Consider the following 21,359-nt stretch of genomic DNA (forward strand, 5'->3'; position numbering starts at 1 on the left):
TAGTATAGCTAAAGTCGTTTTACTTCCGAAACATATAAGATACCCAAACTTTCTGTCAACCAACTCAGAATAACCGTTTATTTCCGAATTATTAAATCACAATCCAAAATAAATTTGACAGACGAAAAATTTGTAACAAACAAATAAAACTATACGAAATAGTAGAGCAACAACTCAAAAAAAGAAATCAACTTTGTAAGTGATAACGGAGAACTAAAAAAATGGGTCGTTATTGACCGCGCCCGGAACTACGACGAAGAGCTCATCGAACTCTTGCTTGAAAATGAGGTTCTGAAAGAAAAGTTCTTCGTCAAAGTCAAAGATGTATTGGTATTTAAGCAAGATTTGTTTCTCAACTTCCTGGAACAGAAAAATTACCTGAATGAAAGTTACAACAAGATTGTAGATTTAAAATTTATCCGGCAGAAACAACACCTTTGAATTTTTGAATAAATACCAATTGTACGTCAATCTCTCTTCGCTCCACGACAGCGATTTTGAATGTACGGAAGAAGAAAAAGGGTAACGAAAGATTTTTATGGCTTATGAAATCAGTATAAAGCTAAAATATAGATTTTTGTATTTTAGTTTTGAACGCTTAAACTAAAATATGGAATTTTATATTTTAGTTTTGTAACACAAAACCAACTAAATGATTCGCATTGAAAATTACGTAGCCGGTCAATTCATCAAACACCCAACGGGATACTCGTACTTTTTACCTTCCAAAATTAACGATGAATGGAACTGGAACGACCAAACGCTGACTACATTGTTAGAAAAAGCTGCCATAAAGCTGGGCGAATTAAATTCGTATTCCAGATTAGTGCCTAATATTGATTTGTTTATACAATTGCATGTAGCCAAAGAAGCAGTTGTTTCAAGTCGTATAGAGGGCACGCAAACGAAAATTGACGAGGCCTTACTGGAAGAATACGAAGTATCACCCGAACGGAGAGACGACTGGAAAGAAGTAAACAACTACATCAAGGCATTGAACTATGCCATAGCAGAATTGGAAAAATTGCCTGTCTCTTCCCGTTTACTTAAACAAATCCACCGCATACTTTTAGATAGCGTAAGAGGTGAACACAAACAACCCGGAGAGTTCAGAACTTCACAAAACTGGATTGGTGGTGCAAGTTTACTCGATGCCGTATTCATACCACCGCATCATACCCATTTAAATGAGCTGATGAGCGATTTAGAAAATTTCTTGCACAATACCTATATCCATATACCTGCCCTGATAAAAATTGGTATTGCTCACTATCAATTCGAAACCATTCACCCTTTTTTGGATGGTAACGGACGAATAGGTCGTTTATTGATTACGCTATTTTTAGTAGACCAGAAAATATTAACAAAGCCCCTGCTGTATTTATCGGCATTTTTTGAAAAAAACAAAGGATTGTACTACGACAACTTAACCTTTGCTCGTATCAAAAACGATATGAAGCAATGGCTCAAATACTTTCTGACAGGAGTAGCCGAAACAGCCGAAAATGCTACCCAAACCCTTTCCAAAGTAATTGAATTGAAAGCAAATCTGGAATCCAGAATACATCAGCAATTTGGACGAAGAACCGATAAAGCAGCCGCTTTACTTCACCACTTATTTAAAAAACCGGTTGTAAACACAAATCAGGTAAAAGAATTGACAAAAACCACTTTTAAAACCGCCAACGACCTGGTAATGGATTTTGTAAAAGCAGGTATTTTAAAGGAGATTACAGGATATAACCGCAACAGAATATTTGTGTTTGATGATTACCTTCAATTATTTTAAGCCAAAGCATAAACCATGAGTAGCGAAATTTTACTATATCAAACCGATGAGGGCAAAATAAAAATCCAAGTCCGTTTGGAAGACAACACCGTTTGGCTCACGCAAGCCGATATGGTGGAATTGTTTCAGTCGTCAAAATCCAATATCAGCGAACATATCAAGCATATTTTTGAGGAGGGAGAATTACAGCCCGACTCAACTGTTCGGAAATTCCGAACAGTTCGATTGGAAGGGAATCGTCAGGTTGAGCGTGAAATAGAGCATTACAATCTGGATGTAATCATTTCTGTAGGGTACAGAGTAAAATCGCTAAGGGGCACGCAGTTTTGTATTTGGGCAACCGAACGCCTGCGGGAATACCTGATAAAAGGCTTCACGATGAACGATGATTTGCTAAAGCAGGGCGGTGGCTACTTTGAAGAACTGCTCGAACGCATTCGGGATATTCGTTCTTCGGAAAAAATATTTTGCTGTTAAGAAACTTAAAGCATTGAACACCAAAAACAAACAGAAAGAATAATGGGATTTTTATACGAAATATTCAATAATCCTATTGCTAAAAAAACCTTAGCACAGGTTGAAATACCTAATTGGATTAGCGACAATTTGAAATTCAAACAAAGACCTTATCAAATTGAAGCCTTTAAGAGATACATTTATTTAGACCAAGAAGATTTAGAAGAAAAACCCAAAAAGCCGTACCACTTGCTCTACAATATGGCAACGGGTAGTGGTAAGACTTTAATCATGGCGGGATTGATGTTGCATCTTTACCAAAAAGGCTATCGCAATTTTTTGTTTTTTGTAAACAGCAACAATATCATTCGGAAAACCAAAGACAATTTCCTTAATCCGCAGGCTTCAAAATCACATTTATCGGGACACCTGATAGACTGAAAGAAATCAGCCATTACGACTACTTACAAGCCTTAAACGGACTTCTCCAAACCATTGAAGCAGATATAAAGAGCAATTCCACAGAATACGAAGGTTCAGACTATATTCACGATAGAATATCTAATGTTTTTAAGGATAAAGAAATTCGGGTTCATAAATACGATGAACGAGCCAAAGGACAAGAAGAATTAGTCGCCAACGAGCCTTGGTATGTTTACAATGCAAACTACGGAACCCGTGAAGAAAAGAAGTTTGTAGAACTATTTTCAAGACGATTTGAAACTCTAAAGCAAAAATTTGAGAACATTTACTTAATCCGAAATGAAAGAGAAATTAAAATCTTCGACAAAATCGGACGAGCATTTGAACCTGACTTTTTATTGTTCTGCAAACAACGTAACGGAGAACAAATGACTTTTCAGGTTTTCATAGAGCCCAAAGGAGAACATTTAAAACACGACAAATGGAAAGAAGACTTTTTAAATGAAATCAGAGCTGAACAAAAGACAATTAAAATCCACACGGACACTTATTTGATAACAGCCGTTCCGTTTTACAATTACAACAACGAAAACGAGTTTAAAGCAAATTTAGAAAAAGCATTAAACATCTAAAATAATCAATGTCAATATCAACAACATATGCCGGTTCATATTTGATTCATAGGTTCAGATACGAATAAAAGTAATTTTAAGCTCGGTAAACAATCTAAAATTAAGAGTAAACAACTACGAATTGATGCAATAAATATATTGCCTTAATAGAGGTATATTTGAATATATCAAATGTGTATTCGTTATTACAAAAGGTGCTTAGCAAACATTGCTCTACGCAGAAATTGAAGCAGGTAGTACTGCTAATTTTAGTTAAATCCGAAAATTTTTATCTGCAGCATTTGCAAAAACATCTCTGCACAAAAAACAAATTGAGGTAAAAGGGGAAATGGACAGCACATCTGTGTTTAGTATGATTGTTTTTGTTGCGCATTATACGTTTACACCAGTCCATTACCTGTGTTGCAGAAGTTTAGATTTTAAATGAATGTTCGTAGATTAGTGCATAATACTATTGGAAGAATGACAAAAGCTGATAAAAGAGCTGTGTCGCAAAAGAACAAGAACTGACCACAAGATTGGCAAAAGCCCCGGGACTTCCTGTACGCATTGCAATTTCAAAACATTAAAATTCTCAGGCGTGTTGCTATCACTGAGATAGTGCCGAAGAACTTCCAATCGCCAAATCAACACTTTCTCTACATTTAATAAAAGGCGCAGAATTGATTCTAGGTAATGGTTTTCATCGATAGTGTTTATGTCCTTGAAGCAGCTTTCCATAGCATTGTGCCGGAAGATTGCCCATACGCCTCACCAAAACAAAATAACATTTACGAAGGTGCTGTGAGTTCTATTTACATACTTATATCGTTTGATAATCAGAGAATTATATATTTTTATATGAGAATATTCTGATTTTAAACGACATTGATTTCGCTTTTTATAATGCTGTGCATTTGAATTTTCTTTCAGTTGATTATATTGCTATCAAATAATTGATAAAATAGTTGTCATATTTTGCATGAAAGCAACGCCTGTAGTCAAGACCTGGTATTCGCTGAGATATGGAGTTATCCCGGATGATTGGTGGATAGAATACTGTGCTGGGCAGCAGCTTAAACGGCTGGTAGTGGCCGACATAAACACCACTTCTGCCATCTTCGATATGATGCGCAGGGGTCAAAAGGTGGGTATCCAGATCATTCCAGGTGTAGAAATCCGCAGTGAAAATACCGTTCATTATACCTTGATTTGTCAAACGTGGGCGGGCTTTGGCAACATGAATCAGTGGCTGTCGTACCATCTGCACACGGGCTCGGTGTTTCCGCAGCGCGCACCGGTGTTGGAAGGGGTCATTGCCGTATATCCGTTGCGCAGCGACTGGTTTTTTGCCCCTGATGCGCACGAATATATCGGCATTACTCCCGTTGATCTGCATCGCATAGCGACCTCTCCCTGGCGGTACCATCCGCACAAGCTCATCGCCTGGCCTGTCATGCTTTTTCGCCATAAGCGCGACTACAATGCGCACCGGCTGCTCAGAGCCATTGATCACAACTGCCTGCTGAGCAAGCTGCCGGCAGAAGCACAGGCCTCTCCGGAGCTCAGAGTGCTTTCGACCGAAGAGCTTAGAGCTACCTATCAGACCTTCCCACAGCTTGTCACTCAGCAGGAGAAAGTACTCGATTCCTGCTGTTTTCACTACACGTTTGGTCAGATGCAAAACAAGCAGATCTTTACCACCGATGCAGAAGGCGATTGGCACCTGCTTCAGCGCATCACCGAAGAAGGACTTGTCCGGCGCTATGGACGTGAAACTCCGGAGCTTCGCTCCAGGCTGCAAAAGGAATACGACATCATCCTGCAAAAAGGCTTTGTGAGCTACTACCTCATTGCCTGGGATATCGTGCGCTACGCCACTCACCGCGGATTTTTTCATGTAGGGCGGGGGAGTGGGGCCAATAGCATGGTAGCCTATTGCATGGGCATCACCGACGTAGATCCCATTGAGCTCGATTTGTATTTCGAGCGCTTTATCAATCTCTACCGCGAAAATCCACCCGACTTCGACCTGGATTTTAGCTGGCGCGACCGCGATGAGGTGCTGCACTATATCTTTCAAAAGCACGGAACCAATCACACGGCACTGCTGGCCGCAGTCAACACGTTTCAGTATCGTGCAGTGGTGCGCGAGCTCGGCAAGGTCTTTGGCCTGCCCAAAGCCGAAATCGACCGCCTTGCTGAAGGCGAAATTTCGTCGCAAAACCTCGACCACGTCAGCCGCCTGGTCATCCACTACAGCCAATATCTGCACGACTATCCCAACCATCTGACCCTCCATGCCGGAGGTGTACTCGTATCCGAAAAGCCCATCTACTGGTACTCGCCCACTTTTGTGCCGCCAAAGGGATTGCCTGCCACCATGTTTGATATGTACATAGCCGAAGACATCGGTCTGTACAAATTTGACATCCTAAGCCAGCGAGGATTGGGACACATCCGCGATGCAGTGGAAATCATCCAAACCAACAGAGGCCAAAACATCGATATACACGACATTCCCGCCTTTAAAAAAGACCCGGAGATCAGCAAGATGCTCCGCCAGGGCCGAACCATGGGTGCCTTCTACGTCGAATCCCCGGCCATGCGTCAGCTGCTCAAAAAAATGGGGTGTACCGATTATCTGAGTCTGGTGGCCGCCAGCAGCATCATCAGACCCGGAGTAGCCCGCAGCGGCATGATGAAAGAGTTCATCCGCAGGTATCGCTGTCCGGAAGCCCGGCGCGATGCGCACCCCATCTTGTACAACATTATGCCGGATACATTCGGCGTGATGGTATATCAGGAAGATGTGATCAAAGTCGCCCACTACTATGCCGGCCTCACACTGGCCGAAGCCGATGTGCTCAGGCGCGGTATGAGCGGCAAATACCGCTCGAAAGAAGAGTTTGAGCGCGTCAAAAACCGATTTTTCGAAAATTGCAGGTTAAAGGGATATCCCGGCCAGGAAGCAGCTGAAATCTGGAGACAAATCGAAAGCTTTGCCGGCTATTCCTTTGCCAAAGGGCATTCGGCAAGTTTTGCAGTGGAGAGCTATCAGAGCCTCTACCTCAGGGCACACTATCCGCTGGAGTTTATGTGCGCCGTAATCAACAATTTTGGCGGATTCTATTCCACAGAAATGTACATCCACGAGGCCCGCATGTTGGGCGCGGATGTGCAGGCTCCCTGCATCAATCACAGCCAGGAGCTCTCTACCATCAGGGGCCACACGCTCTGGCTGGGCCTTGGACTGATCAAATCACTGGAACACAACCTTATACAGCGAATAGTGCATCAGAGAACCAAACACGGCTCTTACCGTTCGGTCGAAGATTTTGTCAGACGCGTCAGTCCCGGTATTGAACAACTTAAAATCCTCATCAAAGCAGGTTGTTTCAGATGTACAGGATTGGACAAAAAAGAGCTTTACTGGCAGGCACATGCCTTGCTCGCCGGTGAAAAAGTCGCCCACCAGCAACCGGCTCTGTTCGAAGAGCAGAAAGTCGATTTCCAATTGCCACCCCTGATTACCGAACCGATCGAAGATGCCTACGACCAGATGGAATTGCTGGGCTTTCCACTGTGTTCGCCCTTCGAAATTGCCGATGGACTGCCCGATACCCTGCTCAGGGCTGCTGACATTCCTGAGCATCTGGGTCAGATGGTTGAGTTCTACGGATATCTGGTCACCATCAAACCCACCCGCACCATCAAAGGTGAGCGCATGTATTTTGGAACCTGGATCGATATCGATGGCCATTGGGTAGATAGTGTGCATTTTCCTCAGGTAGCCATCGCGCATCCCTTCCGCGGAAAAGGTATATATCGCCTCATTGGTAAAGTCTGCGAAGAATACGGAGTCTATACCCTGGAAGTAAGTCAGATGCACAAACTGGGATTAAAACCCAAACCCGACGTTCATTGAAATGCACAGTACATTTGATTGGCCGTGTCTGAAGCTATTCACATCCGCTACGGGACCCCACTACTGCCAGTAAAGGCCATTCGTTAAAAACAATAGAATGTAAATTAATCGGTTAATAAAATAGATGGCATCACGGCAGGACCATCGACAATGTACTTTATACTTGAAATCTGAGAATATCAAGCAACATAAAACAATAAATGTCTGAAAATCAAGTAAAATACACTGAAGAGCACATCAAAACCCTGGAATGGAAAGAGCACATCCGACTCAGACCGGGTATGTACATCGGAAAGCTTGGAGATGGCAGCTCGCCCGACGATGGAATTTACATTCTACTCAAAGAAGTAATCGACAACTCCATCGATGAGTTTGTGATGGGAGCAGGAAAGACCATCGAAGTTACCATCAATCATCGCACCGTGACCGTACGCGACTATGGCCGAGGTATTCCCATGGGCAAACTGGTGGATGTAGTAAGTAAAATAAACACTGGTGCCAAATACGATAGCCAGGCATTCAAAAAGTCTGTAGGCCTCAATGGAGTAGGTGCCAAAGCCGTCAATGCGCTTTCGTCTCATTTCCGGGTGCAAAGCATCCGAGACGGAAAAACCAAATGGGCCGAATTTGAACGTGGGAAACTCATCTTTGAATCAGACCTGGAGGATACTACTCTGCGCAGAGGGACCAAGGTCGTCTTCACTCCGGACGAAAACATCTTTAAAAATTACAAATTCGTCGATGAGTATGTGGAGCGTATGATGTGGAACTATGCCTACCTCAACGCCGGCCTGACCATCGTCTACAACGGCCAGACCATTCGAAGTGAAAACGGACTGAAAGACCTGTTGACCCACTCCATCGACGGGGCTGTATTGCATGAAATCATTCATCTGAAAGGCCAGGACATCGAAGTCGCCATTACTCACAGCGAAAAATCTCAATCCGAAGTTTACCATTCTTTTGTCAACGGACAACATACTACCCAGGGGGGTACCCATCAGAGCGCTTTAAGAGAAGCCATGATCAAAACAATCCGGGAATTTTACAACAAAAACTTTGATACAGCGGATATCCGTCAGTCCGTCATAGCGGCTATATCCATCAAGGTCATCGAGCCGGTATTTGAATCACAGACCAAAACCAAACTTGGCTCCACCGATATGGGGCCGGGACTACCCACCATCCGTACCTTTGTCAACGACTTCATCAAAACAGAGCTCGACAACTACCTCCATCGCAATCCGGAAGTAGCCGATGCCATTTTGAAAAAAATCATAGCTGCTGAAAAAGAACGCAAAGAACTGGCAGGCATTCAAAAACTTGCCCGGGAAAGAGCCAAAAAAGTAAGCCTTCACAACAAAAAGCTCAGAGACTGCCGGATTCACCTTACCGATTTAAAAGACGAACGCTGCTACGAATCCACCCTTTTTATCACCGAAGGGGATTCGGCCTCCGGGAGCATTACCAAAGCCAGAGACGTCAATACCCAGGCCGTCTTTTCGCTCAAGGGAAAACCGTTGAATTGCTATGGACTCACCAAAAAAGTCGTTTACGAAAATGAGGAGTTCAACCTCTTGCAGGCAGCGCTCGACATCGAAGACTCTCTGGAAAACCTCCGGTACAACAGAGTCGTAATCGCCACAGATGCCGATGTGGATGGCATGCATATACGATTGCTGCTGATCACTTTTTTCTTGCAGTTTTTCCCCGAGCTGGTAAGAGAAAACCACCTCTACATCTTACAGACACCGCTCTTCAGGGTCAGAAACAGAAAAGAAACCATCTACTGCTACTCCGAAGAAGAAAAATACGAAGCCCTGCGTAAGCTCGGAAGCAAAGCAGAAATTACCCGCTTTAAAGGATTGGGCGAAATCAGTCCCGACGAATTCAGACATTTCATTGGCAAAGACATCCGATTGGAGCCGGTGATCATCGGTAAGGATCAAACCATCGACGAAATTCTCGACTTTTACATGGGCAAAAACACCCCCACCCGACAGGAATTTATTATTTCCAACCTTAAAATAGAAAAAGGCGATAACCCCCTGGATGACCAGGAAGCCGAAGAGCCGGTAAGTGAAATCCTATTCTGAACGATGAAAAATGATATCAAAATTGTGTATATGGGCACTCCGGAGTTTGCCGTGCCCGGACTTAGAAAACTCGTTGCTCATGGATATCGTGTGGTAGCCGTAGTGACCACACCTGATAAACCTGCCGGCAGAGGACTCAGGATGCAATCAAGCCCGCTGAAAAAAGCAGCAATGGACCTGGAAATTCCGGTGCTTACTCCTCAAAGTCTGCGCTCCGATGATTTTTATGACCAACTCTGCCAATTGAAGCCCGACTTGCAAATAGTGGTTGCATTTAAAAAATTGCCGGCGCGCATTTGGCAACTTCCGCCATTAGGCACATTTAATCTACATGCCTCTCTGCTGCCCCAATACCGCGGGGCTGCACCCATTAACTGGGCCATCATCAACGGTGAAACCCAAACCGGCCTGACTACTTTTTTCATCAACGAAAAGATCGATGAAGGCAAAATACTGCTGCAGACTAAAATTCCGATCGATGAAAAAATGAATGCCGGCCAGCTGCACGATGCCATGCTGGAGCCGGGCGCTGAGCTGATTCTCCGGACTGTTGAGGGCATCGTGCAAAATACCTTAATACCCGTGGAGCAGCCCGTAACGATGCCCCTGAAGCCGGCTCCAAAAATTTTTAGAAGCGATTGCCGGATCGATTGGAACAAAAAGGTCTCGGAAGTTTTTAATTTTATAAGAGGTTTGAGCCCCGCCCCTGGAGCATTTACGCACTTTCAGATTGCCGGTAATACGCTGACAGTAAAAATACTGGAAGCAGAAAAAAATTACGAAATTCAAGATCTTGCACCAGGAGATGTTCGGATTTTTCCGAAAAATCAACTGATGATCGGATGCCAGGATGGCAGTTTGAAAATTCTGAAACTCCTTCCGGAAGGCAGAAAATGGATGTCGGCGGAAGAGTTTTTGAACGGTATTTCCAACAAAAGGGACTTGATAAAAATCCAACAAACGGCTGTTGATTAAATCATTGATTTTTTTTTGGCTAAATCTTGCATAATTAACAGATTCAGCTACATTTGTCACAGCAATAAAAATTTAACATAAAATTTACTCACATGAACAAGACAGACTTTGTTGACGCAGTAGCGGCAAAAGCCGGACTGAGTAAAGCAAGCGCCAAAGCTGCTGTAGATGCATTTATCAGCACCGTAGGCGATGCTTTGAAAAACGGTGATAAGGTAATCCTCACCGGTTTTGGTACTTTCTCAGTGTCTGAGAGATCAGCTCGTGAAGGCCGTAATCCTTCCACTGGAGAGGTGATTAAAATCCCGGCTAAAAAAGTAGCAAAGTTCAAACCCGGAAAAGAACTTTCTGAGGGAATTAGTTAAAAAATCTGTCTCTACTCTGAAAGAAACGCAAACCGGCACTTAGCCGGTTTTTTTATTCATCTACGATCCCGAGAGCTTCCATTATGTCGGGATTGATAAACAAAAACGAATGAAATTTCAGACTCCTGGAACTGAAAATCTGTACACCATTGACTTCCACCGGGAAATAACCCGTATCCTCCAGGTCTTTGATGCAAAATTCCTTTTCCTTGCGGTTCCACAATATTACCCCCTTTCTGACCGGCAGATCAGGGTCAATTTTATACTCTACAATGTCGAGCTCATAGAGCAGTTGATTGTTGATGTCACGGAGTCCGCAAAATTCATCAATTTGTTTGTAATAAAGCGGATGACCTGTCCACCACAAACCATTTCTGGAATAAAACTCATAGTTTTCGTTTAATACGCGCTTGTATCCTACGATCTGACTATCGATTCTAAGTCTGTATCTATTCTCGTCAGTCATGATAAACAAAACGCAATTCGAGATAAAAAGTTTCAAAAATAACCCTCTCTTTTTCGGACTTCCATGCTGTAGAGTGCCTGGCGATCATCATGCCGATGGCCGCGCTCTCCACTGCGCGTCTGCAGGAGTTCTTCGATGATTTGGTCTATAGTTTCAGCATTCGATTCAATACCGCCTGTAATGGTAATATCTCCGAGTGTTCTGAATCGAATATTTCGGACTTCCGGTTTTTCATTCGGTTTTATAGTTATAAAAGGAGATACCTGAACCCAGGCACCGTGCCTCAGGACGACTTCTCTCGGCCTTGAAAAATAGAGCGATGGTACTTCAATACCTTCCCTGCGGATATATATCCATATATCTAACTCCGTCCAGTTGCTCAGCGGGAAAATCCTGTAATGCTCACCTGGCCCTCTGTCTAAAAGTGCCAAAGTACCTAATTCAGGCCGTTGATTTTCCGGAACCCAGCAGCCGCTAATATCGCGATGTGAGAATATGCGTTCTTTGGCCCTGGCTCTATCTTCGTCCCTTCGGCCACCACCCAACAGTGCATCTACTTCATTTTTTCTGATGAAATCTAGAAGCACTGCAGATTGGATTCTGTTTCTGTTTTTATCAGGGCCTTCGGGCTCTTGTACCCATCCGGAGTCGATCGCTGATTGCACATCGGCTATGCATAAGGAATATTCGTATTTTTTTACAAAATAATCCCTGAACTCTATGGCTTCCACAAAATTGTGGCCTGTATCCACATGAAGAAGCTTAAAAGGAGGTTTTGAAGGATAGAATACTCGGCTGGCAATGTGACTGAGGACTATCGAATCTTTACCCCCTGAAAATAAAATGAATGTATTTTTGAAATACCTGGCTGTGGTGAATAAGATTTCAGCCGCTTCATCGATCAGATAGTCCAGGTGGTCGCAATGCATACCTACACAGTTGAGCTTCTGGTTTTAACCTTCAGACTGAGTCCCAGCGTAAATCGAGAAACCTCCTCCTGCTGTGGAGTAGAGTAGTGGATGTAAGCATTCACTGTAATAGGTCTGGTAATTCGACTGGCTGACTTCAGACTTTCGTCGATTTGATTGCTGATGTCCAATCCCTGATTGCAGACAAAGTACACATCGCTTTCGGGTCTTTTGAGAAACTCTGCACTGAAGTCTTTGAATACCAGTCCCGAATCAAGTCCTCGCTCTCTGCATAGTACATACCCCAAAAATCCAGCTGCCAGATCAGCTCCTACAGCCTGTGCTCCAAAATACATGGATCCATAATGATTTTTGGTAAAAAAACCGAGGGGAATTTTAACCACAATCTGTTTTTTACTTAACTCCACAAGTTTCGGACTGCAGAATCCAATCATCGGAATCTTGAATCGGCTGAGCAACCATAGGGTAAATCTGTAGCGGGACAAATTCATTTTTGTGACTTTTTAACTTCATAAGGTTCTACATGTATCAAAACATTGGAGATGGAAGGAATTTCATTCATAAGTACATCTTTTAGTCTATGCGCTATTTCATGGCCCTCTCGCACCGATATTTCACCATCTACTATAGCATGTAAATCTACAAAATAACTGAGACCTGCCTTACGAATATGGCATTTTTCGGTGTCCAGCACTCCGTCTACTTCTTTCGAAATTCTACGAATGTCGTCTTCGAGTTGATGGTGTACATGCTCGTCCAGCACTTCGCTCAGAGCCGGCCTGAAGAGTTTGTACGCATTGTAGAGAATAAAACCCGCTGCTACCATAGCAGCCATTTCATCCGCGATTACCCATTTTCCGCCAGCCACTACGGCAATGGTAACCCCTACGAGTGTGGACAAAGAGGTAATGGCATCTGACCGATGATGCCAGGCTTCGGATCTGCCCGAGGTGCTGTTGATCCTGTCAGAAATGCTGTAAATGAACCTGTAGGCAATTTCCTTGGCCACAATAATCAGCAAAATTACTGCTATGGTCCATGTCTCAGGGGCCTGCTGCGGCTTTTGAATATTGGAAATGCTATGGTAAACAATAGTAACCGACGACAAGACAAGCAGCAGGACCACCACAAAGGTTACCAGAGATTCTGCCCGGCCATGTCCGTAGGGATGATTTTCGTCCGCCGGCCGGGCTGCCCACCGCGCACCCAGCCATACAATGGCCGATGCCACTACATCTGAAGCCGATTCGACCGCATCAGCCAGAAGTGCAAAAGAATTGCCTACTATCCCGCTTATCAGTTTTATGCAAATAATGATGATGTTGAATATGAATGACTTACGTAATGTTTTCTCAAGTATCAATTCAGGTTTCAAAGGCAATTTTTAAGGGGTCAGTGTAATTTCAAAATATCCTTTTTCGGCTATTAACGGGGCATCGTTCCAGTATACTTTTGATATGGCCCTGACTGTGAGGTTTTTGCCGGTTCCTGCCTCCTGCATTTGATAATCGCTAAATTCAAATCTGAATTTCTGGGGAGCTACAGCGGGAAAATTGATAAAATAATCGAGGTTTTCTCTGATTTTGGAGGTATTTTCCAGTAAAAATGCACCGTACTTGTACTGGATGGTAAAGGAAACTTCTTCTCCCGACTGCTGCTCAGTCCATGATATCTCGGACCAGGGAAAGTGGTTTACGTAGTTGGTATCCAGGAGATCGTTTCGTAGATTGTCCTTCACCGACAGGGTAAACAGCATAGCTTCACGTAGTTGTGGCTCTTTTTTACAGGAAAAATGAAGCAAGAGAAAAAGAAATACACCTACGCGTTTCATTTTCTGTCGTTTTTTTACAAAGATAATGGGGGTGTTTAAAAAAATCCCTTATACTCACCTCAGGCCGATGGGATTCCAAGGAGGGGATAAAGTCGCTCCAGAGCCATGGACCGAGAAGCTTTGATCAAAATGTTTTTATTTCTGGTGTCGTAGGTCTTAAAAAATTCAATGGCAGTGGAGATATCTTTCAATTTTACGCACTTTTTTGTCTTTACCCGGCTGAAAAACTCACCAATCAGATATACTTCGTCGATTTTTACTTTTTCGCACAGATCGGCGATGTATTGATGAGCTTCATCGGTATAGTCTCCAAGTTCGTGCATATCGCCCAGAATAGCCACTCTTATGCCATCAAAATCAGCCAGATTGTACACAGCCCCTTCCATGCTGCTGGGATTTGCATTATAGGCATCGCAGATAAATCGCGCTCGTTCAGTCTCTACGAGCTGTGAGCGGTTGTTTTCGGGCGTATAAGCCTGAATTCCTTGCTTGATCATTTCTGTATCGATGCCAAAATGTGCACCTATAGCCACTGCTGCGGCAATATTGCTAAAATTGTAGATACCTGTTAATCTGCTATGAATGATTTGGTTAGAAAATGCAATTGCTACATACGGTTTGGTTAAAAACAAGCGGATATTAAAGTCGACATGGTCCGAAGTACCGAAAGTGATGATTTTGCCAATACCGGCCGAATTTTCTACTTGTTTTGGGTCATCGGCATTGACCAGCGCTGTTTTGTCATATCGGCGTGCATACTCGTACATTTCACTTTTGCCTTTGACAATGCCTTCCACACCTCCAAAGCCTTCCAGATGAGCCAGTCCATAGTTGGTTATGTACACGTAATCGGGCATTGAAATGGTGCACAGAAATTCAATTTCCCTTTGATGATTGGCACCCATTTCTATTACAGCCATTTCGTGCTCCGGATGTATGCTGAGGATGGAAAGAGGTACACCTATGTGGTTGTTGTAGTTGCCTGGGGTAGCGAAGGTGTTGTATTTCGTAGCCAAAACACTGCGAAAGAGTTCTTTAGAAGTAGTTTTTCCGTTGCTTCCGGTAAGGCCTATCACTGGAAGTTTCAATTGTCTGCGGTGATATCTGGCCAATTCCTGTAAAGCGGCCAAAGAATCAGGCACGACGAATACACGATCACAGTCAGATAAGGCCGGATCATCGGCCAGGGCATACCGTGCCCCATCCTGCAGAGCTTGTTTTACGTATTGATTGCCATCGCGTTGGCTCCCCTTTAAGGCGATAAATAAGGAATTTCCGGATAGTTTGCGGCTGTCAATGCTCACATCGCTGCATTGCAGATAAGCATGGTAAAGTTCTGGTAATCGAGTCATTTCAGGGTTGAATATTGTAATTTCCTGTATTTAATCCCATAGATATTCCTAGGCCCTTGGATGCATTGCTGTAAATAACCTCAGGTTGGGTAGAAAGAGTATTTTCGGAATTTATAAACGCCAAATAAGAAGCGATGTAAAGGGGAAAGCTTTCGGATACAGCACCAAATTCGACAGAATAATTCGATAGATTTTGAGAATCAAAATCGCGGATGTAAAATGTAAATTGCTGCTGTGAGCGGGGTTGAGAATTTTTGTCATAAAGTATACCATATCGCCCTACTACAGGAGCTCCGGGCTCGTCTTCTGAATCATCTAAATTTGAAGATCTGAATATTTGAAAATGTGGATCAATGGATGAGAAGTATTCTGTTCTGTTTGTAGATGATTTAAGGGAGACAAGGAATTGTTGAATTCCTTTGGGATTGTCAAAGGTAATGGTAACTTCGCCTTTTTCAGGATTGGTAAGCTTTACAGATGTGGGTATAACCCTTGGAGGGTGAATATAGAAGTGAGTAACTTCCTTCTTCCCGGGACGATTGGCGGTGATTTTGTAAGAGTATCCTGGTGTGAGTGGATGATGGGATTTGAAATAACCGAACTTTATGGTATCAATTTGATTGTTTTGCCAATTATATTCTTGCTTGTATCTGATGATTGGTTGCAGGTTTTCGACAAACTGACCGTTTTCAAAAAGGCTTACTTCCGCATCGGTAAGGATAATGCGGGACGTATTTTTTGCAAGGGGGTGCAAAACATCGCTTACCCATACGCATACCGTTGAATCGCCCGGATTTCGCTGGTCCCAAAAAATGGCTGATACAGCCATTTGCTTATCGTCAAATTGTATGTCCAGGTCGATAATGGTTTCGCAAGCTGCAATACCCATAATTAGGATTAGTAAGTAAACTAATTTTTTCATGGTTAAAATTTCAGGTTGTAACTGATTGAGGGAATAATTGGAAATAAACTAACCAGCTTATAAACTCCCCGGTCGGGATTGCCTTGATTCGAGTAATCGATATAAATAAAGAATGGATTTCTTCTGCTATATAGGTTGTAAAAACTTACATTCCAGGTTCTTTGTATTCCTCTAAACAACGTTTTATTAAAATTAAGTCCCAAATCTGCTCTGTGATACGGTGGCATGCGAAAGCTGTTGCGCGGGCCATAGTGTTCAACGACTTTAATCATATCAGGATTGATGTATAAGGGCTCCCTGAAATCCCAGAATTCAATCGGCAGAGTGGCAAACTGGCCCTGGGGTATGTTGGTAGCGATACCCGTACCGTAGACCCAGGTAAAACCAATGTCAAACCGTTCGCTGAATTTGTGGGTCAGCACTACGGATACATCGTGCCTTCGATCAAATCGGAAAGGATAGGGGAGTCCGTTGTTAAATTCAGCAAATTGCCTCCAGCTCCAACTGAGTGTGTAACCAATCCATCCGGTGGTTTTTCCTAGCTTTTTCTCGGCAAAAAGCTCTAATCCATAGCTCCAGCCTCTTCCTCCTGTATACACCAATTCCTGCCAGTCGGTAGTCGAGAAGAAACTCGCCCCGCTTTTATATTCGATCAGATGACTCATATGCTTATAATAGGCCTCCGCTGAAAATTCATATGAGCTGCTCAGGCTGTAAGAGGCTCCAACTGCCCCCTGATGGGCTATCTGAGGCCTGACACGGTCGGTAGCCGGCACCCATAGATCAGTAGGCAGCCCTATACCCGTATTGCTGAGCAGATGAATGTACTGCTGCATCATCACATAAGATGCCTTAAGAGAAGTTTTATCCGAAAGCATCAGACGGCCACTGATTCGAGGTTGCAGACTGTGATAGAAAGCTCTGTTGACAAAATTCTGAGCATAATGCAGGCCGATATTTGCTTTGGTTCGTGAATTTAGAGTGATCTCATCTTCCACATACAACCCGTTTTCAATGGCACGGATTCTTTTCGAAAAGTCTATGACACTGTCAATATTGACCAAATTTAATTTTACTTCTGCTGCTCCGGGCCTAAAATCGTGTAAAATGCTGATGACTCCAAACCTTAGATAATGGTTTTTGTTGAGTGAATATTCCCAATCTGTTTTGATGGAAAAGTCTTGAATGAATGAGAAAAATTTGGCGGAAAAATTTTGCTCAGTGTTTATTGAATGCTTTTCTTCAAAGGAGGTCAGGAATCTGTAACGGGTGTAATTTAGGGTTGTGTTTACAAACATTTTGTTGTTAAACAGGTGATTCCACCTCAGTGATCCGGTATTATTGCCCCATTGCAGACCACCTTCCAGGGTTTGAGTCTGAAAACCACTGCTCAACCTATCCCTAAAATAAAACCTGTCAATTCCACCGTAATAGCTTAAATAAAAGCGATTTCTGGCATCGAGGATGTAGTTGAGTTTAGCATTGAAATCGCCGAAGTAGTAACCAGCCCTTGCACCTCCACTTTGCAAGCTGATCAATGGTTGTGTAAGCAGGTCCAGATAGGTTCTTCGACCACTCAGGATAAAGGAGGTCTTATCAGTTACAATGGGTCCTTCGATGGTTAGTCTGGAGGCAATGAGACCTATTGACCCTTCTCCGGAAAAATCGCGCATATTGCCCTCCTTCATGGTAATGTCAATGACGGAGCTGAGCCGACCTGCGAAGCGTGCCGGAAATCCACCTTTGTAAAGCTGAACGCTTTTAATCGCATCGCTGTTGAATACAGAAAAGAAACCAAATAGGTGAGAGACATTGTACACCGGAACTCCATCCAACAAGATCAGATTCTGATCAGGACTACCACCGCGTACATAAATGCCGGTAAATCCTTCATTGCCACTTTGTACTCCCGGTAAATATTGAATAGCGCGTAGCAAATCCGTCTCTCCAAAGAGCATCGGTATTTTTTTTACGGATTTCATGGGTAGGTCGATGCTGCTCATCTGCACTTTTTCTGCCTGTTTTTTCTCAGCTACTATCAGCACTTCATCCAGCTCGGTAATTTCCTCTAAAAGCTCTACGTTGATAAGGGTATCGCGCTCAAGATTTAACTCCATCTGCTGACTTTTAAATCCTACCATAGAAAAGACAACTGTGTGTTTTCCACGAGGTAAACTCAGAGAGTAGTATCCGAAATTGTTGGTAATAGTACCTGTATTGAGCTTGGGTACATACACGTTGACACCTACAATGCGCTCCGCTGATTTCGCATCGGATACAAATCCCGCTAGTGTCACTCTACCGGGGCGCTGTCCGTAGGACATAAAACTTCCAAATGCCATTAGGACAGTAAATATCGCGTTTTTAATTTTCATTACTCCTGCGTGATTGATGTATTTAATGAGCCTGTAACCAGTTATCTCCAATACCGGTCTCTGCCACCAGAGGTACAGCAAAGGTCCATGCTTGCTCCATCATGGCTTTGATCTGGTCAGCAAGGGAGAGCTCGTCCTGATGCAATTCAAAGACCAGTTCGTCATGTACCTGCAGGAGCATTCTGGTCTTGCATCGGTTTGATTTCAGATACTGATGGATGTTGATCATGGCGATTTTAATAATGTCGGCAGCACTTCCTTGTATGGGTGCATTGATGGCGATGCGTTCGGCCTGGCTTCTAACTACCTGATTGCGGCTATCGATATCGGGCAGATAGCGCCTTCGGCCCAGTATGGTTTCTACATATCCTTTTTCTCTGGCAAATTGTACTTGTCGTTCCATATAATTTTTGATTCCTGGGTAAGTTTTGAAATAGGCCTCAATTACGTCAGCGGCTTCCTTTTTAGTCAAAGTACTTTGCTGACTCAATCCAAATGCACTAACGCCATAAATGATGCCGAAGTTAACCGTTTTGGCATTGGACCTCATTTCTTTGGTCACTTGCTCGAGTGGTACCCCAAATATTTTTGCAGCCGTGGCAGCGTGAATGTCTTCACCGTTTTTAAAAGCTTGAATCATTGCCTCATCACCACTGATGGCAGCGATGATCCTGAGCTCAATCTGCGAATAGTCAGCCGATAGAATTTTATAGGCTTCATCGGCGATAAATGCTTCTCTGATTTTACGACCGCGCTCGGTTCGGATCGGAATGTTTTGAAGGTTGGGATTGTTGGAGCTGAGTCGTCCGGTGGCAGCTACCGCCTGATTGAAACTGGTATGTACCCTTCCTGTTGTTGGGTGAATCATCTGAGGAAGGGTATCGATATAGGTATTTTTTAGTTTGGTAAGCTGTCTGTATTCCAGTATTTTAGAGATGATAGGGTGCTCACGCGCCAGCGATTGCAAAACCTCTTCGCCGGTAGCGTATTGACCGGTTTTTGTTTTTTTTGGCCTGCTGCCGCCGATTTTTAATTTTTCAAACAGAATTTCTCCGAGTTGCTTCGGGGAGGCAATGTTGAATTCAACACCGGCCATTTCGATTATTTCTTGCTCGGTCTTTTTGATTTCGAGTTCTATTTCTTTGCTTTGTAATTGAAGGTTTTCTGTATCGAGTTTTACGCCACACAGTTCCATATCGGCCAATACCGGTACGAGGGGCATTTCGACTTCGTAAAAGACTTTTTCGCCGTTTTTTTCTTTTAAAAGCGGTTTAAATACTTGTGCAAGTTGGAAGGTGATGTCGGCATCTTCTGCCGAATATTCGGCTACGGTTCGGATGTCTACATCTTTCATATTGCCCTGCTGGGCACCCTTCTTACCAATGAGCGATTCAATGGAGATGGGTGTGTAATTCAGGTAATTTTCTGCCAATACGTCCATGCTGTGCCGGGTATCGGGATTGATCACGTAATGAGCCAGCATGGTATCAAACATTTTGCCCTTTAAATCCAGGCCGTATCGGGTGAGGACTTCCAGGTCGTATTTCCAGTTTTGGGCAGTCCAGATTTTTTCGGTATTGGCAAATAAAGGAGCCATCAAGTTCAGCCAGTTTTGTTTTTCATCCTTGTTTTCCGGAAGGTGAACGTAAAAACCTGTGTGAGGTCGATAGCTGATGGCTATGCCAAGTAGTTCGGCATCCAGTGGGTTGAGTGAGGTAGTTTCGGTGTCGATACAGATTTCTGCTTTGTTTTCAAGGACTTTGAGCAGTTGTTTAAAACCTTGAATATCGTTGATAAGTGTATACAGGTGTTCTGTGTTTTGTATGTTTTTTCTAGAGGGGAGGGATTCGGTTGCTTCCGAGTGTGTGGAGGGATATGTCTCTTCAAACAAGTCGCGGGGTGGAGGAGGGGCCGCAGGTGTGCCTTGCATATCCGCATGTCCGTATGCTTCCTTGAACCGCCGGAGCAGCGTGCGGAATTCCAGCTCGTTGAATACGGATTCTACAGCGGTCATATCGGGTGGATCGAGTTGGAAGAGTTTTTCGTCAAAGTCGACAGGAGCATCGGTGATGATGGTGGCCAGCTGCTTGCTCATCAATGCTTGCTCTTTGGCAGCGGCAATTTTTTCGCCCAGTTTGCCTTTGATCTGATGGGCATTTTCCAATACATTTTCCAATGTGCCATACTCTTTGAGCAATTTTGCCGCAGTCTTTTCGCCCACACCCGGAATGCCGGGGATGTTGTCCACTGAGTCGCCCATCATGCCGAGCATGTCAATAACTTGTTCGACGCGTTGGATATCGAATTTTTCGCAGACTTCCGCAGGACCCCAGATTTCATTTGGATTGCCCATCCGGCCGGGCTTGTACATCAGAATCTGATCGGTCACCAGTTGTCCGAAGTCTTTGTCAGGGGTTACCATGTAGACCGTATAACCGGCGTTTTGGGCTTTTTTAGCAAGAGTTCCTATCACATCATCAGCCTCAAAGCCATCTACTCCAAGCACCGGTATATGCATGGCATTGAGTATCTTTTTTATGTAAGGAATGGCGAGTTTAATGGCTTCAGGGGTTTCGTCGCGATGAGCTTTGTAGGCCTCAAAATCGATATGTCTTTGAGTAGGAGCATCGGTGTCGAATACAACGGCCAGGTGGGTCGGATTTTCGGTCTGAATGAGGTCCAGCAAAGTGGAGGTAAAGCCAAAAATGGCCGAGGTATCCATGCCGGTACTGGTAACCCTCGGATTTTTGGCAAAGGCAAAATAGGATCTAAATATCAGGGCATAGGCATCCAGTAAAAACAGCTTTTTATCGCTCGGGGGAGTCATTGGTCAATTTTGAA

General features: G+C 43.7%; 19 protein-coding genes. 9 read left to right on the top strand and 10 right to left on the bottom strand.

Annotated features, from left to right (window positions below; translation table 11 throughout):
- Positions 1 to 213: 213 nt before the first annotated feature.
- Positions 214 to 342 (bottom strand): hypothetical protein, encoded by a 129-nt coding sequence (locus tag DES35_RS11725; protein WP_260429668.1) that lies wholly within the window; start codon positions 340 to 342, stop codon positions 214 to 216.
- Between DES35_RS11725 and DES35_RS11785 the strand changes: the two genes are divergently transcribed.
- From DES35_RS11785 to DES35_RS04065, 9 genes are all read left to right on the top strand, one after another.
- A complete protein-coding gene (locus DES35_RS11785; protein ID WP_371851075.1) occupies positions 292 to 441 on the top strand; it encodes a site-specific DNA-methyltransferase in 150 nt (49 codons plus the stop codon). The two genes, DES35_RS11725 and DES35_RS11785, sit on opposite strands and share 51 nt — an antisense overlap.
- A 211-nt stretch (positions 442 to 652) precedes the next feature.
- Positions 653 to 1,789, top strand: coding sequence for a Fic family protein (locus DES35_RS04030; protein WP_114365851.1), 1,137 nt, complete (start codon positions 653 to 655; stop codon positions 1,787 to 1,789).
- A 15-nt stretch (positions 1,790 to 1,804) separates the two neighbouring features.
- Positions 1,805 to 2,266 (top strand): virulence RhuM family protein, encoded by a 462-nt coding sequence (locus DES35_RS04035; protein ID WP_051889147.1) that lies wholly within the window; start codon positions 1,805 to 1,807, stop codon positions 2,264 to 2,266.
- A gap of 42 nt (positions 2,267 to 2,308) precedes the next feature.
- Positions 2,309 to 2,686, top strand: coding sequence for a DEAD/DEAH box helicase family protein (locus tag DES35_RS04040; protein WP_037356427.1), 378 nt, complete (start codon positions 2,309 to 2,311; stop codon positions 2,684 to 2,686).
- A gap of 410 nt (positions 2,687 to 3,096) precedes the next feature.
- Positions 3,097 to 3,300: a hypothetical protein gene (locus DES35_RS04045; protein ID WP_037356429.1), complete on the top strand. Its 204-nt coding sequence runs from the start codon at positions 3,097 to 3,099 to the stop codon at positions 3,298 to 3,300.
- Positions 3,301 to 4,261: 961 nt separating this feature from the next.
- Entirely contained in the window at positions 4,262 to 7,207 is a 2,946-nt protein-coding gene (locus DES35_RS04050) for a DNA polymerase III subunit alpha (protein WP_114365852.1), read from the top strand.
- Positions 7,208 to 7,407: 200 nt separating this feature from the next.
- Entirely contained in the window at positions 7,408 to 9,303 is a 1,896-nt protein-coding gene (locus tag DES35_RS04055) for a DNA topoisomerase IV subunit B (RefSeq protein ID WP_114365853.1), read from the top strand.
- 3 nt (positions 9,304 to 9,306) lie between these two features.
- Positions 9,307 to 10,278 carry a methionyl-tRNA formyltransferase gene (gene fmt, locus DES35_RS04060; RefSeq protein WP_114365854.1) on the top strand — a complete coding sequence of 324 codons (972 nt, stop codon included), beginning with the start codon at positions 9,307 to 9,309 and terminating at the stop codon, positions 10,276 to 10,278.
- Between the two features lie 92 nt (positions 10,279 to 10,370).
- Positions 10,371 to 10,643 (top strand): HU family DNA-binding protein, encoded by a 273-nt coding sequence (locus DES35_RS04065; protein ID WP_114365855.1) that lies wholly within the window; start codon positions 10,371 to 10,373, stop codon positions 10,641 to 10,643.
- 52 nt (positions 10,644 to 10,695) lie between these two features.
- Here DES35_RS04065 and DES35_RS04070 read toward each other — a convergent pair whose 3' ends face one another.
- From DES35_RS04070 to polA, 9 genes are read right to left on the bottom strand one after another with little or no spacing between them, the layout of a single operon-like run.
- On the bottom strand, positions 10,696 to 11,109 hold the full coding sequence (locus DES35_RS04070; protein WP_114365856.1) for a hypothetical protein: 414 nt from the start codon (positions 11,107 to 11,109) through the stop codon (positions 10,696 to 10,698).
- A 32-nt stretch (positions 11,110 to 11,141) separates the two neighbouring features.
- Positions 11,142 to 12,038 (bottom strand): sulfate adenylyltransferase subunit CysD, encoded by an 897-nt coding sequence (gene cysD, locus DES35_RS04075; RefSeq protein WP_114365857.1) that lies wholly within the window; start codon positions 12,036 to 12,038, stop codon positions 11,142 to 11,144.
- A gap of 2 nt (positions 12,039 to 12,040) precedes the next feature.
- The gene (locus DES35_RS04080) at positions 12,041 to 12,529 is read right to left on the bottom strand and encodes a PaaI family thioesterase (protein ID WP_114365858.1); all 489 of its coding nucleotides are present in this window, start codon (positions 12,527 to 12,529) and stop codon (positions 12,041 to 12,043) included.
- The gene (locus tag DES35_RS04085; protein WP_244906315.1) at positions 12,526 to 13,413 is read right to left on the bottom strand and encodes a cation diffusion facilitator family transporter; all 888 of its coding nucleotides are present in this window, start codon (positions 13,411 to 13,413) and stop codon (positions 12,526 to 12,528) included. Before DES35_RS04085 ends, DES35_RS04080 begins: the two co-directional genes overlap by 4 nt.
- Before the next feature lie 9 nt (positions 13,414 to 13,422).
- Entirely contained in the window at positions 13,423 to 13,869 is a 447-nt protein-coding gene (locus DES35_RS04090; RefSeq protein WP_114365859.1) for a hypothetical protein, read from the bottom strand.
- A gap of 59 nt (positions 13,870 to 13,928) precedes the next feature.
- Positions 13,929 to 15,221 (bottom strand): UDP-N-acetylmuramoyl-tripeptide--D-alanyl-D-alanine ligase, encoded by a 1,293-nt coding sequence (locus DES35_RS04095; protein ID WP_114365860.1) that lies wholly within the window; start codon positions 15,219 to 15,221, stop codon positions 13,929 to 13,931.
- A gap of 1 nt (position 15,222) precedes the next feature.
- A complete protein-coding gene (locus DES35_RS04100; protein ID WP_114365861.1) occupies positions 15,223 to 16,143 on the bottom strand; it encodes a DUF4249 family protein in 921 nt (306 codons plus the stop codon).
- A gap of 2 nt (positions 16,144 to 16,145) precedes the next feature.
- Positions 16,146 to 18,518 (bottom strand): TonB-dependent receptor, encoded by a 2,373-nt coding sequence (locus tag DES35_RS04105; RefSeq protein ID WP_244906316.1) that lies wholly within the window; start codon positions 18,516 to 18,518, stop codon positions 16,146 to 16,148.
- 22 nt (positions 18,519 to 18,540) lie between these two features.
- Entirely contained in the window at positions 18,541 to 21,345 is a 2,805-nt protein-coding gene (polA, locus tag DES35_RS04110) for a DNA polymerase I (RefSeq protein ID WP_114365862.1), read from the bottom strand.
- Positions 21,346 to 21,359: the final 14 nt, after the last annotated feature.

The sequence above is a fragment of the Schleiferia thermophila genome (assembly GCF_003337435.1).
In the GTDB taxonomy this organism is placed as follows: Bacteria; Bacteroidota; Bacteroidia; order Flavobacteriales; family Schleiferiaceae; genus Schleiferia; species Schleiferia thermophila.

Bases quoted from the DNA above. Each gene is read 5' to 3' on its own strand.
- DES35_RS04030 (WP_114365851.1), top strand. From the start codon at position 653: ATGATTCGCATTGAAAATTACGTAGCCGGTCAATTCATCAAACACCCA.
- DES35_RS04035 (WP_051889147.1), top strand. From the start codon at position 1,805: ATGAGTAGCGAAATTTTACTATATCAAACCGATGAGGGCAAAATAAAA.
- DES35_RS04040 (WP_037356427.1), top strand. From the start codon at position 2,309: ATGGGATTTTTATACGAAATATTCAATAATCCTATTGCTAAAAAAACC.
- DES35_RS04045 (WP_037356429.1), top strand. From the start codon at position 3,097: ATGACTTTTCAGGTTTTCATAGAGCCCAAAGGAGAACATTTAAAACAC.
- DES35_RS04050 (WP_114365852.1), top strand. From the start codon at position 4,262: ATGAAAGCAACGCCTGTAGTCAAGACCTGGTATTCGCTGAGATATGGA.
- DES35_RS04055 (WP_114365853.1), top strand. From the start codon at position 7,408: ATGTCTGAAAATCAAGTAAAATACACTGAAGAGCACATCAAAACCCTG.
- fmt (WP_114365854.1), top strand. From the start codon at position 9,307: ATGAAAAATGATATCAAAATTGTGTATATGGGCACTCCGGAGTTTGCC.
- DES35_RS04065 (WP_114365855.1), top strand. From the start codon at position 10,371: ATGAACAAGACAGACTTTGTTGACGCAGTAGCGGCAAAAGCCGGACTG.
- DES35_RS04070 (WP_114365856.1), bottom strand. From the start codon at position 11,109: ATGACTGACGAGAATAGATACAGACTTAGAATCGATAGTCAGATCGTA.
- cysD (WP_114365857.1), bottom strand. From the start codon at position 12,038: ATGCATTGCGACCACCTGGACTATCTGATCGATGAAGCGGCTGAAATC.
- DES35_RS04080 (WP_114365858.1), bottom strand. From the start codon at position 12,529: ATGAATTTGTCCCGCTACAGATTTACCCTATGGTTGCTCAGCCGATTC.
- DES35_RS04090 (WP_114365859.1), bottom strand. From the start codon at position 13,869: ATGAAACGCGTAGGTGTATTTCTTTTTCTCTTGCTTCATTTTTCCTGT.
- DES35_RS04095 (WP_114365860.1), bottom strand. From the start codon at position 15,221: ATGACTCGATTACCAGAACTTTACCATGCTTATCTGCAATGCAGCGAT.
- DES35_RS04100 (WP_114365861.1), bottom strand. From the start codon at position 16,143: ATGAAAAAATTAGTTTACTTACTAATCCTAATTATGGGTATTGCAGCT.
- DES35_RS04105 (WP_244906316.1), bottom strand. From the start codon at position 18,518: ATGAAAATTAAAAACGCGATATTTACTGTCCTAATGGCATTTGGAAGT.
- polA (WP_114365862.1), bottom strand. From the start codon at position 21,345: ATGACTCCCCCGAGCGATAAAAAGCTGTTTTTACTGGATGCCTATGCC.